Source organism: Aquabacterium sp. (assembly GCF_049274795.1).
In the GTDB taxonomy this organism is placed as follows: domain Bacteria; phylum Pseudomonadota; class Gammaproteobacteria; order Burkholderiales; family Burkholderiaceae_C; genus Aquabacterium.
In genome coordinates, this window is record NZ_JBASTH010000073.1 from 149,618 (window position 1) to 162,105 (window position 12,488).

11 protein-coding genes and 1 pseudogene are annotated in these 12,488 nt (G+C 66.8%); 7 read left to right on the plus strand and 5 right to left on the minus strand.

Translation table 11 applies throughout. The features are described 5' to 3' along the window. Window positions 1–2 precede the first annotated feature (2 nt). Genes fghA through WAQ08_RS11710 form a run of 3 tightly spaced genes read left to right on the plus strand, consistent with a single transcriptional unit; the run spans window position 3 to window position 3,722 of the window. Entirely contained in the window at window positions 3–869 is an 867-nt protein-coding gene (fghA, locus tag WAQ08_RS11700) for an S-formylglutathione hydrolase (RefSeq protein ID WP_422191751.1), read from the plus strand. Beyond that, window positions 866–2,410 carry a malonate--CoA ligase gene (locus tag WAQ08_RS11705; RefSeq protein ID WP_422191752.1) on the plus strand — a complete coding sequence of 515 codons (1,545 nt, stop codon included), beginning with the start codon at window positions 866–868 and terminating at the stop codon, window positions 2,408–2,410. Before fghA ends, WAQ08_RS11705 begins: the two co-directional genes overlap by 4 nt. Window positions 2,411–2,420: 10 nt before the next feature. After that, complete coding sequence (locus WAQ08_RS11710; RefSeq protein WP_422191753.1) at window positions 2,421–3,722, plus strand: solute carrier family 23 protein; 1,302 nt, start codon at window positions 2,421–2,423, stop codon at window positions 3,720–3,722. Here WAQ08_RS11710 and WAQ08_RS11715 read toward each other — a convergent pair. From WAQ08_RS11715 to WAQ08_RS11725, 3 genes are all read right to left on the minus strand, one after another. Then, window positions 3,682–4,098 carry a hypothetical protein gene (locus tag WAQ08_RS11715; protein WP_422191754.1) on the minus strand — a complete coding sequence of 139 codons (417 nt, stop codon included), beginning with the start codon at window positions 4,096–4,098 and terminating at the stop codon, window positions 3,682–3,684. The two genes, WAQ08_RS11710 and WAQ08_RS11715, sit on opposite strands and share 41 nt — an antisense overlap. Before the next feature lie 120 nt (window positions 4,099–4,218). After that, window positions 4,219–5,586, minus strand: a complete 1,368-nt coding sequence (locus WAQ08_RS11720) for a porin (RefSeq protein ID WP_422191755.1) — start codon at window positions 5,584–5,586, stop codon at window positions 4,219–4,221. 92 nt (window positions 5,587–5,678) lie between these two features. Next, on the minus strand, window positions 5,679–7,505 hold the full coding sequence (locus tag WAQ08_RS11725) for a CocE/NonD family hydrolase (protein WP_422191756.1): 1,827 nt from the start codon (window positions 7,503–7,505) through the stop codon (window positions 5,679–5,681). 296 nt (window positions 7,506–7,801) lie between these two features. Here WAQ08_RS11725 and WAQ08_RS11730 point away from each other — a divergent pair, with 296 nt between their 5' ends. The 3 genes from WAQ08_RS11730 to WAQ08_RS11740 all read left to right on the plus strand — a co-directional run bounded on the left by WAQ08_RS11730 (window position 7,802) and on the right by WAQ08_RS11740 (window position 9,982). Beyond that, a complete protein-coding gene (locus WAQ08_RS11730) occupies window positions 7,802–8,347 on the plus strand; it encodes a TetR/AcrR family transcriptional regulator (protein WP_422191757.1) in 546 nt (181 codons plus the stop codon). Between the two features lie 73 nt (window positions 8,348–8,420). Next, window positions 8,421–9,185, plus strand: coding sequence for a class II aldolase/adducin family protein (locus tag WAQ08_RS11735; RefSeq protein WP_422191758.1), 765 nt, complete (start codon window positions 8,421–8,423; stop codon window positions 9,183–9,185). Window positions 9,186–9,199: 14 nt separating this feature from the next. Beyond that, window positions 9,200–9,982, plus strand: coding sequence for a hypothetical protein (locus WAQ08_RS11740; protein ID WP_422191759.1), 783 nt, complete (start codon window positions 9,200–9,202; stop codon window positions 9,980–9,982). Here the strand turns inward: WAQ08_RS11740 and WAQ08_RS11745 are convergent. Continuing rightward, window positions 9,954–10,835 carry an acyltransferase gene (locus WAQ08_RS11745; protein ID WP_422191760.1) on the minus strand — a complete coding sequence of 294 codons (882 nt, stop codon included), beginning with the start codon at window positions 10,833–10,835 and terminating at the stop codon, window positions 9,954–9,956. The two genes, WAQ08_RS11740 and WAQ08_RS11745, sit on opposite strands and share 29 nt — an antisense overlap. 56 nt (window positions 10,836–10,891) lie before the next feature. After that, window positions 10,892–11,368 (minus strand): annotated as a pseudogene (locus tag WAQ08_RS11750) (NAD(P)H-dependent oxidoreductase); the annotation flags it as partial. 93 nt (window positions 11,369–11,461) lie between these two features. On the opposite strand from WAQ08_RS11750, the gene ppk2 reads away from it, so the two are divergent. Next, a complete protein-coding gene (gene ppk2, locus WAQ08_RS11755) occupies window positions 11,462–12,376 on the plus strand; it encodes a polyphosphate kinase 2 (RefSeq protein ID WP_422191761.1) in 915 nt (304 codons plus the stop codon). Window positions 12,377–12,488: the final 112 nt, after the last annotated feature.

Genomic DNA, 12,488 nt, shown 5'->3' on the forward strand with positions numbered 1-12,488 from the left:
CCATGATCGAAACCCTCAGCGAACACGGCTGCCACGGCGGCGTGCAGGGCTTCTATCGCCACAGTTCCAGCACCATCGGCCTGCCGATGAAGTTCTCGGTCTACCGGCCGCCGCAAGCCTTGGAAGAAGGCGCCAGGCCCCTGCCCGTGCTGCTCTACCTGGCAGGCCTGACCTGCACCGAAGAGACCTTCCCGATCAAGGCCGGCGCGCAGCAGTACGCCGCCCAGCACGGCCTGATCCTGGTGGCACCCGACACCAGCCCGCGCGACACCGGCATCGCCGAGGCTGACGCGGCCTGGGACTTCGGCACCGCCGCCGGCTTCTACATCGACGCCACCCAGGGCCCATGGCACACGCACTGGCGCATGGAGAGCTACCTCACGCTGGAGCTGCTGTCCCTGGTGCTGGACCGCTTCAAGGGCCGTGAGGACCGCGTCGGCATCTTTGGCCACTCGATGGGCGGCCACGGCGCACTGACCCTGGCACTGAAGTACCCCGAGCTGTTCCACAGCGTGTCGGCCTTCGCGCCGATTGCCGCGCCCAGCCAGTGCCCCTGGGGCCGCAAGGCCTTCACCGGCTACCTGGGCGAAGACACCAGCACCTGGCGCAAGCACGACGCCACCGAGCTGGTCAACGATGGCGGCTACTGCCCGCCCATCCTGATCGACCAGGGCCTGAGCGACAAATTCCTGGCCGACCAGTTGCACCCGCATCTGTTCGAGAACGCCTGCAAGCAGATGGGCCAGCCGCTCACCTTGCGCCGCCATGCCGGCTACGACCACGGCTACTACTTCATCTCGACCTTCGTGCGCGACCACATCGAGCACCACGCGGCCACGCTCAACGCCACGCTCAACGCCACGCCATGAACCTCTACACCGCCATCCAGGCCGCACTGCCGGCCCAGCCAGACGAGTCCGCCATCCTCGCCGATGGCGGGCTGAGCTATTCCTGGCGCGACCTGGACCAGGCCACGGCCATGCTGGCCAACCTGCTGGACAGCCTCAAGCTGCGTGGCAAGGGCGGCCGCCCGCCGGTGGTGGCGGCGCATGTCGACAAATCCGTCGAAGCGCTGATGCTGTACCTGGCCACGCTGCGCGCAGGCGCCGTCTTCCTGCCGCTGAATCCGGCCTACCGCGCCGCCGAGCTGGACTACTTCGTCGAGGATGCGCAGCCCGCCGTGCTGGTGTGCCGCTCCGAGGATCTGGACTGGGTGACGCCCCTGGCCGCCCACCGCAACGTGGGCCACCTGTTCACGCTGAACGACGGCCGCAGCGGCAGCCTGCTCACGCACGCCGCGCAGATGCCCGCGCAGCACACTGTGGCCACGCGTGATACCGACGACCTGGCTGCCATCCTCTACACCTCCGGCACCACAGGCCGCAGCAAGGGCGCCCTGCTCACGCACGGCAACCTGCTGAGCAACGCGCGCACGCTGCTGCGCCACTGGGACTGGCGCACCGACGACGTGCTGGTGCACGCCCTGCCCATCTTCCACATCCACGGCCTGTTCGTGGCCGGGCACTGCGCGTTGCTGTCGGCCACGCCCATGCGCTGGATCGGCAAGTTCGATGCCGCCAAGGTGATCGCGCAGATCAAGGACACGCAAGGCCCGCGCGCCAGCGTGTTCATGGGCGTGCCCACGATGTACGGCCGCCTGCTGGCCGATGGCGGCCTCACGCCCCAAGCCACGGCGCACATGCGTGTGTTCATCAGCGGCTCGGCGCCGCTGTCGGCCACAGCGGCCGACGCCTTCGTGCACGCTACGGGCCACGCCATCCTGGAGCGCTACGGCATGAGCGAAACCGGCATGCTGTGCTCCAACCCCTGCCGCAGCGCGGAGGGATCGCGCTTGCCCGGCAGCGTGGGCCCGGCCCTGCACGGCGTGGGCGTGCGCATCACCGACGACCACGGCCAGCCCTGCCCACAGGGCGATGCTGGCCACGTCGAAGTGCGCGGCCCCAACGTGTTCAAGGGCTATCTGGGCATGCCCGACAAGACCCGCGAGGCCTTCACCCCCGACGGCTGGTTCCGCACGGGCGATGTCGGCCGCATCGACGAGAACGGCTACGTGCACCTGGTCGGCCGCGCGCGCGACCTGATCATCACCGGCGGCTTCAACGTCTACCCGGCCGAGGTGGAGACCCACCTTGACCGCTTGCCCGGCGTGATCGAATCGGCCGTGATCGGCGTGCCGCACCCGGATTTCGGCGAAGGCGTGGTCGGCGTGCTGGTCACGCCCAAGGGCGTGGCGCTCGATGAGGCCGCGCTGCTGGCCTCGCTCAAGGACACCATCGCCGGCTTCAAGGTGCCCAAGCGCCTGATCTTCACGGACGAGCTGCCACGCAATGCGATGGGCAAGGTGCAGAAAAACCTGCTGCGCCAGCAATACAACCACACCTTCGACTGAGGCCCGCCACATGCTGAGATTCTTCAGTTGGACCCCACGGCCGTCCGACGGGACGGTCGTCGCGCCTGACGAACGGCTGCCCTGGCCGCCCACCATCGCCATGGGCATCCAGCACGTGGTGGCCATGTTCGGTGCCACGGTGCTGGCGCCCATCCTGATGGGCTTCGACCCGAACATCGCGGTGCTGATGAGCGGCATCGGCACGCTCATCTTCTTCCTGATCACCCAGGGCAAGGTGCCCAGCTACCTGGGTTCGAGCTTCGCCTTCATCGGCGTGGTCATCGCAGCCACGGGCTATGCCGGCACGGGGCCGAATACCAACATCGGCCCGGCGCTGGGCGGCATCATCCTGTGCGGGCTGGTCTACACGCTCATCGGCTTTGCCGTGCAGGTGGCCGGCTCCGGCTGGATAGAGCGCTTCACGCCGCCCGTGGTCACCGGCACCATCGTGGCCGTGATCGGGCTGAACCTGGCCGCGATCCCGATCAAGAACATGGCCGCCAGCCATTTCGATGCCTGGATGCAACTTGTGAGCTTCTCCTGCGTGGCCCTGGTGGCCGTTTTCACGCGCGGCATGCTGCAGCGCCTGCTGATCCTGGTGGGCCTGATCCTGGCCAGCCTGGTCTACGTGGTGCTCACCAACGGGCTGGGGCTGGGCAAGCCGGTGAACCTCAGCGGCATCGCCGCAGCGGCCTGGTTCGGCCTGCCCACCTTCCACGCGCCCGTGTTCACGGGCAGCGCGGCCCTGCTGATCGTGCCGGTCGTGGTCATCCTGGTGGCCGAGAACCTGGGGCACATCAAGGCCGTCACGGCCATGACAGGCCGGGACATCGACCAGTACATGGGCCGCGCCTTCATCGGCGATGGCGTGGCCACCATGGTCAGCGGTTCGGCCGGAGGCACCGGCGTCACCACCTACGCCGAGAACATCGGCGTGATGGCCGCCACCAAGATCTACTCGACCGCCGTGTTCGTGGTGGCCGCGCTGGTCGCCATCGCCCTGGGTTTCTCGCCCAAGTTCGGCGCCGTCATCCAGGCGATCCCGCTGCCGGTGATGGGCGGCGTCTCCATCGTGGTGTTCGGGCTGATCGCCGCGGCCGGCGCCAAGATCTGGGTCGACAACAAAGTGGACTTCTCGGACAACCGCAACCTGATGGTGGCGGCGATCCCGCTGGTGCTGGGCACCGGCGGCTTCGCCCTGCACTTCGGCAACTTCGAGCTGGGCGGCATTGGCACGGCCACCTTCGCGGCCATCATCCTGTATGCGCTGCTCAGCCTGGGCAAGCGCGCTGCAACGGAGCCCCACGCCTAGGTTTTGCCGAAGTCTCGGGCCTGCCCAGGCCCAGCTCCGCGTGCAGGGCCGGCGCCTCCTTGGCCAGACGGCGGATCCACGCCAACCGCGTGGTGTCGTCTGGCGCATGGGCCAGCAAGGCCGCCCATGCCGGCCTGCGCACCGCAGTGCGCGTGCAAGGCAGGTGATGCAGCCACACACTGAACAGGATGTCGGCATGCTCATGGCGAACACTCCCCAGCAAGGCCACGACACGCTTTGCGCTGTACCCCCTGAGCACATGGCCCCAGGTCGATGCGAACCAGGGGTGTGCCGGGCAGGTGACGACGGTGCGGACACCACCTTCGGTCAGCTTGACCACGACGTCATCCATCCGCCGCCAACGCCAATCCAGCAAGTTCGCACCTTAAAGTGGCCAAAAAAAGTGGGCAGTCGTCCTTGAACCCCCGCCCACCAAAGTGACTTGCCCCTTGGTGACAGGGAGCGAGTCAACCGCAAAGTGGAGAGAAGGTAGGGGTCAGAACTGATGGCGGATACCGATGCCGACCACGTTGGTGCGGGCATCCATCGTGGAGCCCCCGCCACTGAAGAAGGGCGAATCGACATTGCCCAGGCCAAACTTCAGGTTGAATGGCCCACCGGCCAGTGGCAGCGCAGACGCCGGTGTGCTGCCCGCATGGGTGGCCACAACATCACCGCGATCGTCCTTCATCTGGCCTGCGCGGATGTAGAGCTTGGTGCGCTTGGAGAAGTTGTAGTCCCCCGCCAGCATGAACGCCCGGCTCTTACCCTTGGTGAAGTTCGTGAACGCTGCCTGTGCCAATTGAAACCCCACGGCAAAGTCACCAATGGGCTGCTTGACACCGACGGAGAAGGTGCGTGTCTTGATGTCACCCAGGTCCAGGCCGGCCGAGAGCGGCCCCTGCGCCGCGGTGGGGCTGGTGGCCATGCTGCCCTCGTGCCATTGGGCGCTGATCGTCGTTCCCTGACCAGGCACCGTGTACTTGCCGCTGAACGCGAAGGATGTGTACTTCTCGGCATTGAAGAAGTTGGGATAGAACGTCGTGCCTCCCACGGTGGTGGCAGTGCCCAGGCCTACAGGCACACCGGCAAAATCAGTGTGGTTGTAGGCCCCGGCCAGCAGCAGGCCGAACGGGAAGGTGTAGCCCAGCATCAGGCCCACGGTGCGGCCACGGCCATCGGTGCTCTCCGTGCCTGCCGTCAGCCCCGACAGCGTCTGCCCGGTGCCCGTGGCGCCCGGGACGACAGATGCCGAACGTGTCGAGCTGACCCGCTCCGCGACACCGGCATTGGGTGAGTAGGAAATGGTCGCCATCAAGCCACCGGATCGAAGCCAGTAGCTGATCAGGTTGTCCTGCCGGATCTGCAGGTTGTTCAATGCCATGCCCGTGGCCTGGATGTCGGAGCCGCCCACCGACTCGGTGGTCGTCATCGCGAAGGCATAGAACATCGAGGCGTACTGCCGCCCCATGCGCACTTCGCCATAAGGCGTGGTCAGGCTGACGAAGGCTTGCCGCCCCCACATCCGGCCGTCCTGCCCGTTCTGGGCACCGGTGTCGAGCGCGAACTGTGATTCCAGGATAAAGCCGGCCTTGTAGCCGCCGCCCAGCTCCTCCGTGCCGCTGAAGCCCAGCGCGTTCTGGGATGACAGGCTGGACACGACGCTGTTGACCGTCGATGGCGCGGTAAACAGTGGGCTGGCCTGGAACACGGTGCCTGCGGTATGGCCGCGCTGCTTGTTGACGTTGGTGACGGCCACATCCAGGTTGCCGTAGATCTTCAGGCTCGACTGGGCCATGGCGGTGTTGGCCGACAAGGCGGCGATGGCACAGCAGGCCATGGAAAGGCGCATGGAGTGTTTCATGGGGATCATGTCGTTGTCTCACGGTTGAAGGTGCGATGCGCAGGGCTCCGCCACCGGCCGCAGGCGGGCCGGTGCAGGAGGCCGCTGTGGCCTCAGCGCTTGGCAGGGATGGCGGTAGCGACGGGCCGATCCGCAGGGATCGCCGGCAGCAACAGGTAGCTGTCGTAGTCGCCGCCCGTGTACAGGGTCTGGCGGCCACCGAACACCTTGGGGTCGCTGCCGTCATGCATGAACGGCGCCGAGCCGCGGTACACGCCGCTGGTCAGGTGCGGGAAGGCGAAGTCCTGCCCGCCGACGGTCAATGCCAGCGTATGGCCTGCCGGCACCACGATGCTCGTCGGCCAGATCTCGACATCGGCCGCGTACGGTTTGCCAGGCTCGACCGCCATCGGCACCCGGTGCGGGTGAACCGGGCGCCCCGGTGTGCTGGCCGCCACATCCAGCTCGCGGTGCGACAGGCGCAGCCAGCCCTGGGCCACCGGCACGGCCGGCGCGTTGGACCCCTCGAAGGTCACATCCCTGCCACTCGGATCGAGCAGGCGCACCGTAAGGTACAGGTCGGCATCCGTGGTGGACGAGCTGACCCACAGGCGTGCCATGAGCGGCCCCGTGAACTCGCGTGCCTCGGTCGATGCGGGCAGGCGGAAGGTCACCCCCTCGGAACGGGCTTCGTAGTCGGCCTTGGCCACCGTGCCGGGCTGCTCCTTGGCCAGGCCCTGGCCATCGGCCTGCAGGTACCAGCGCTCGAAGCGCGTGCCCTCCAGCGGCCAGGCGTTCTCAGCGCGCAGGCGATCTCCGCCGACAGGATCACGCACCGTGACCACCACGCGCGGCTCCTGGCGGAAAGCCTTGGGATCGCCTTTCAGGAAGCGATCAAAGAAGGCCTTCTGCAACTGCAGGGAGGTGTCGCGGTAGAAGGGAGAGAAGTGATCGCCCGTGTGCATGCGCAGCCACTTGTTCGACGTGGCCGCCTGCGTAAAGCCTTCGATGTTGCCGCGCAGGTGCAGGCCACCACCCGCCCAGTTGCCCACTGACAGCACCGGGATGTGGATGCGTGACGGATCGCCCGAGCGCTGCACGTGGTACGCGCCATTGAAGGGATGCGCAAGCACATCGTCCAGAATGGTCCGGCGGCTGGCCGCCAGCACCGTGGGCGGCAGAGCCGGGCCTACCGCCGATTCGCCCGTCACGGCATCGCGGAAGGGCGTGGCGCCATTGCCATGCTGGTTCGGAAAGACCTGGCGCAAGGTCCAGTTCCTGGTGAACATGGTGCTGGGAATGCCCCCGTGGTAGGAGATGTCCCGGTAGGCGTCCAGCGCGCCTTCCCACGGGATGATGGCCGCCAGCCCCTTGGGCTGAAGCGAGGCCACCTGCCACTGGTTGATCGCATAGTAGGAGATGCCGAGCAGGCCTACCTTGCCGTTGGACCAGGGCTGCTGCGCCGCCCACTCGATCAGTTCCTTGTAATCCTGCGTCTCGCGGGCGCCCAGGATGTCCAGCAAGCCCGCCGTCTTGCCCGATCCGCGCGAATCGGCGTGGATCACCACATAGCCCGACGGTACCCAACGCTCGGGATCAGGCGTTTCCCAGCGCATGAAGCTGCAGCTCGACGCCTTGCAGATGTCGGGAACCTTCGCCTTCACCTTGTCCCACGCTGCGCGGTAGGGCTCGCCCGTCTGCCAGGCCACGTCCTTGCCATAGGGGCCGTGGGTGATGATGACTGGATACCGCCCCTTGCCCGAGGGCCGGAAGACGTTGGCACGCAAGGCCAACCCATCGCTCATCTCGATGCCACGGTTGTACTCGAACACCATGCCTGGCTTCGGGGACGGTCGCACTTCGCCGGCATCCGCACTCGCCTCAGCCCGGATGGCCTTGTTCGGGGCTTCGCCGGCCCACACCGGGGCGCCCCAGGACATCAGACCCGTCAAGCCCATGGCCGCGGCGGCCCCCAAGAAACGACGACCGGCCTTGTCACGGCCCAGGCACCTCAAGGACCCGCAAAGGCCGGGGGCGCTGCTCAATTCAACAGACATTCAGACTCCTTCTTTAACGCAAAGTTTTGTGCGTTAAAGAAAATTAAAGCACGCACTTCTGCTTTAATCAAGGCGTGACCAAGCTAGAACAAACCCCTACATCGCCCCCTGATCGCGCCAAAAAGCCTCGCGTGGGAGGGCGCAGCGCACGGGTGGTGGAAGCCGTGGCCCAGGCCGTCATGGACGAGCTGCGCGAACATGGGATCGGCGCCTTTTCGGTCCCCCGCGTGGCCAAGCGCGCAGGCGTGCACACCGCCACGATCTACCGGCGCTGGGAGACGCAGGCCGCGCTCATTGCCTTCGCCGGGGGCCGCATGGCCACAGGCCTCATGCCTCCGCAGGACACGGGATCACTCGAAGGCGATCTGCGCGCCATGCTCCGCAACCTGCGGACCTTCCTTGAAAGCGAGGGCGGCGCAGCACTCGTGGCCATCGCGTTCGCCTCTGGCAACGCGCCGGAAATCGCCGAGCTGAAACGGATCTACTGGGCCGCCCGTGCCGAAAAGCGCACCCCCATGTTCAAGCGCGCCTGCCTGAGGGGCGAAATGGACGACCAGGCCGATTTCGAGGAGCTCATCGAGATGGCCATCGGCCCGCTGTACGTGCGCCGCTACATCAGCAACCGCCCCATCGACGACGCGCTGATCGACAGGGTCGTGGCCCAGGTGCTGCCTCAGCCGCCAGGCTTGCGTCACACAAAAGCTGTCCCGCATCAACCCGGATGAGGAATTCGCTGCTAAGTTAAGCGCCTCCCCACAACCACACAAGGATCGCCACGAGCGACCGAGGAGCCCCGCCATGAGTCTGAACATCCCCTCCCTCAAGGACAAGGTCAGCCCCGAAGAGTGGCAACTGCGCACCGACCTGGCCGCCTGCTACCGCCTGGTCGCCCTGTACGGCTGGAGCGATCTGGTCTTCACGCACATCTCGGCGCGCATCCCGGGGCCGGAGCACCACTTCCTGATCAACCCCTACGGGCTGATGTTCGACGAGATCACCGCGTCCAGCCTGGTCAAGGTCGACCAGGACTGCAACAAGCTCAGCGACTCGCCCTTCCCCGTGAACCCGGCCGGCTTCACCATCCACAGCGCGGTGCACGCCGTGCGCGAAGACGCCGGTTGCGTGCTGCACACGCACACGCGCGCCGGCGTGGGCGTGTCGGCGCAGAAGGCCGGCGTGCTGCCCATCTCGCAGCAAAGCACCTTCGTGCTGGCCTCGCTGGCGTACCACGAGTACGAAGGCGTGGCCTTCCGCGAAGATGAAAAGCCGCGCCTGCAGGCCGACCTGGGCACGGCCAACTTCCTGATGCTGCGCAACCACGGCCTGCTGACCGTGGGCCGCACCGTGGCCGATGCCTTCCTGGCCATGTACATCTTCGAGAGCACCTGCCAGATCCAGCTGGCCGCGCAATCGGGCGATGCTGAGCTCACGCAGGTGCACCCGCAGATCGTCGAAGGCGTGGGCCATGCGATGAAGGTGCAGACCGGCGGCATGGGCGGCGCCTTCGTGTGGCCCTCGCTGCTGCGCAAGGTCGAGCGGCAGGCGCCTGACTACAAGAACTGAGCGGGCCGGCACGCATGAACAAGCTGTGGGTGATCATCACCCTGGTGATCGCGGCGCTGGGCCTGTCCACGCTGATCGTGGTGGGCGGCGACATGGTCAAGGGCTACGACCCGAAGGCCAATGCCGCCTCCGGTGCCGACGTGGGCACGCCCTGGCAGATCGATCAGGTGGCAGAGGGCCGCACGCGTGTGGCCGGTCTGGTGCTGGCCTTGCCGGGCCAGCCTCAAACGGGTGACGGCACCCTGGCCGACGTGCTGCGCCTGTGGCCCGACAAGACCCAGGTGGCCGTGGTGGCCTCGCCCGACGAGGTCGGCGCGCTGGAAGCCTTCATCGACCCGGCCATGCTGGGCTTCGTGGGCGGCAAGCTGGTGCTGAGCCTGCAGATGGACCCGCTGCGCATCGCCGATTTCAAGCGGCGCGCGGCCAAGGTCGATTTCATGGAGAGCACCACGCGCAAGTTCACGCTCTCGACCGATGATCTGGAGGCGGCCAAGACGGCCCCCATCGTGGCCGCGGCCTTCGTGCCCCAGGCCCAACTGGATGCCGACACGGTGATCGGCCGCTTCGGCCAGCCCGCCCAGCGCCTGCCCGGCAGCGGGGACAGCGAGCACCTGCTCTACCCCGAGCAGGGCGTGGACGTGGTCATCGCGCCCAAGGGACGTGACCTGATCCAGTACGTGGCGCCCGCGCGCTTCAATGAACTGCGCGCGCCGCTGGTGGCGGCGCAGGCGGCCTCCGCAGCGGCAGCCGCCTCGTCATCAGCACCGCTCAGCGGTGCTTCGCCAGCAACTCGCTGATCTCGGCGTCCTTGCGGGCCCACATCTCGCCCATCCAAGCCTGCAGCTCGGCGCGGTAGGCCAAGGCTGTGGAGTCCTCCGGCATCTGCAGCGACTTCGGGATCGGCACTTCCCGGAAGGTCACGACCACGTCATCGACCTGCCCCAGCAGCAGGTGGTGGAACTCAGGCACGCCCTTGGGGTAGACGATGGTCACGTCCAGCAATGAATCGAACTGGTCGCCCAGCGTCTCCAGCGCCATCGCGATGCCGCCCGTCTTGGGGCGCAGCAGGTGCTGGTAGGGTGATTTCTGCTTGTCGTGCTTGTCCTGGGTGTAGCGCGTGCCTTCCAGGAAGCTGATCACCGAGGTGGGGATCACGCGGAACTTCTCGCAGGCCTTGCGGGCCACGGCCAGATCCTGCGCCACGCTGGCACCGCCCTTGCGGCGCATGAAGGGGAAATCCAGCGCCCACCAGGCCAGGCCCAGGATGGGCACGTAGATCAGCTCGTGCTTGATGAAGAACTTGAGCATGGGGATGCGGCGGTTGAACACGCGCTGCAGCACCAGGATGTCCGCCCAACTCTGGTGGTTGCACGACACCAGGTACCAGCCCTTGCGGCTCAGGTGGCTGGCGTCGGGCAGGTGCCAGGGCTTGCGGTTGACCCAGCGCACCCACAGGTTGTTGTTCAGAATCCAGGTCTCGGCGATGAAGTTGAGCAGCACGTCGGCCACCTTGCGCACCGGCTTGATCGGCACCAGCAGCTTGACCAGCGCCACCGGCACCATCAGGCCGAAGAACAACACGAAGGTACCGACCAGCAACTGCGCGCTGGCCAGGACGCCCTTGACGGCGGAAATCACGGGATTGGACATGTCTCGAAGGGTTGGCCGCGGGCGACCTTGTGTCTGGGACAGGCGCGATTATCCGCTCACCGGCCCAGCGTGCCGGCACGGCGCACCTGCGCCAGCCATTTGGCGCGCTGCGGCTCGCTGGCAAAGCGCACCGGCGCGAACAGCTTGATGCCGGAAAAGCCCAGGATGGTCCGGCGCAACTGCAGGTGCAGCGGGCGCCAGTAGGCCAGCGTGTAGAACCAGTTGGGCGTGTCGGCGGTGACGAAGGCCTGCGCGCTGCGGCCTGCCAGCAGCTTGTCCCACAGCTGCGAGTTGGGCCGGTACTTGAAGGCATAGCCCGGCAGGAAGGCCCGGTCGAAGAAGCCCTTGAGCAGCGCTGGCAGCCCACCCCACCACAGCGGGAACACCAAGACGATGTGCTCGGCCCAGGTGATGGCCTCCCGCACCTCGACCAGGCCGGGCTCCAACGGCTGGATCTGGCGGTAGCCGTGGTGCAGCACCGGGTCGAAGGCAATGTCGCCCAGGCGAAAGAGCTTGACCTCGTGCCCGGCCTGGCGAGCGGCACGCGCTCATCAAACTGACACACTCGGCGGGCATGCTCGGCGCTTTGCGTTTTCATCAGATTGCCCGATCTCGCGAGTGCCCGCATGACCCAACCCACCGGCCCCATCGATCCCGAACTGCTGCGCCGCCTGCAGGACGACGTGCTCGACAGCTACGACGAAGAACTCGAGATGGAGATCGACGACCGCCTGCTCGATGGCGACGCGGTCCATGACGACGAGAGCCGCGACGCGCGCCGTATGTACTTCCGCGAGCTGTTTCGCCTGCAGGGCGAACTGGTCAAGCTGCAGGACTGGGTGGTGCACAGCGGCGAGCGCATCGTCGTGCTGTTCGAGGGCCGCGACGCGGCCGGCAAGGGCGGCGCCATCAAGCGCATCACGCAGCGCCTGAACCCGCGCGTGTGCCGCGTGGCCGCCCTGCCCGCCCCCAACGACCGCGAAAAAACGCAGTGGTACTTCCAGCGCTACGTGAGCCACCTGCCCGCCGCTGGCGAGATCGTGCTGTTCGACCGCAGCTGGTACAACCGCGCCGGCGTCGAGCGCGTGATGGGCTTTTGCAGCGACGACGAGTACGAAGAGTTCTTCCGCTCCGTGCCCGAGTTCGAGAAGATGCTGGTGCGCAGCGGCATCCGCCTGTTCAAGTACTGGTTCTCGATCACCGACGAAGAGCAGAACGCGCGCTTCATCGCCCGCATCAACGACCCGCTCAAGCAGTGGAAGCTCAGCCCCATGGACCTGGAAAGCCGCCGCCGCTGGGAAGCGTATACGCGCGCCAAGGAAACCATGCTGGAGCGCACCCACATCCCCGAGGCACCCTGGTGGGTGGTGCAGGGCGTGGACAAGAAGCGCGCGCGCCTGAACCTGATCCATCACCTGCTCAGCCAGGTCACCTACCACGAGGTGGAGCACACGCCCGTGTACCTGCCCTCGCGTGAACGCCACGAGGACTACATCCGCCGCCCGGTGCCCGACACCATGTTCGTGCCCGAGGTGTACTGAGCGCGGGCTGGGCACGCCGGCCCGCATTCAGCTACGCTTGAGGGTTTCGTCCGGTCTGGCGCCGGATCTGTCCGCTTTGACCCTCAAGGCGGGCTCTTAACGGGAGCCCCGT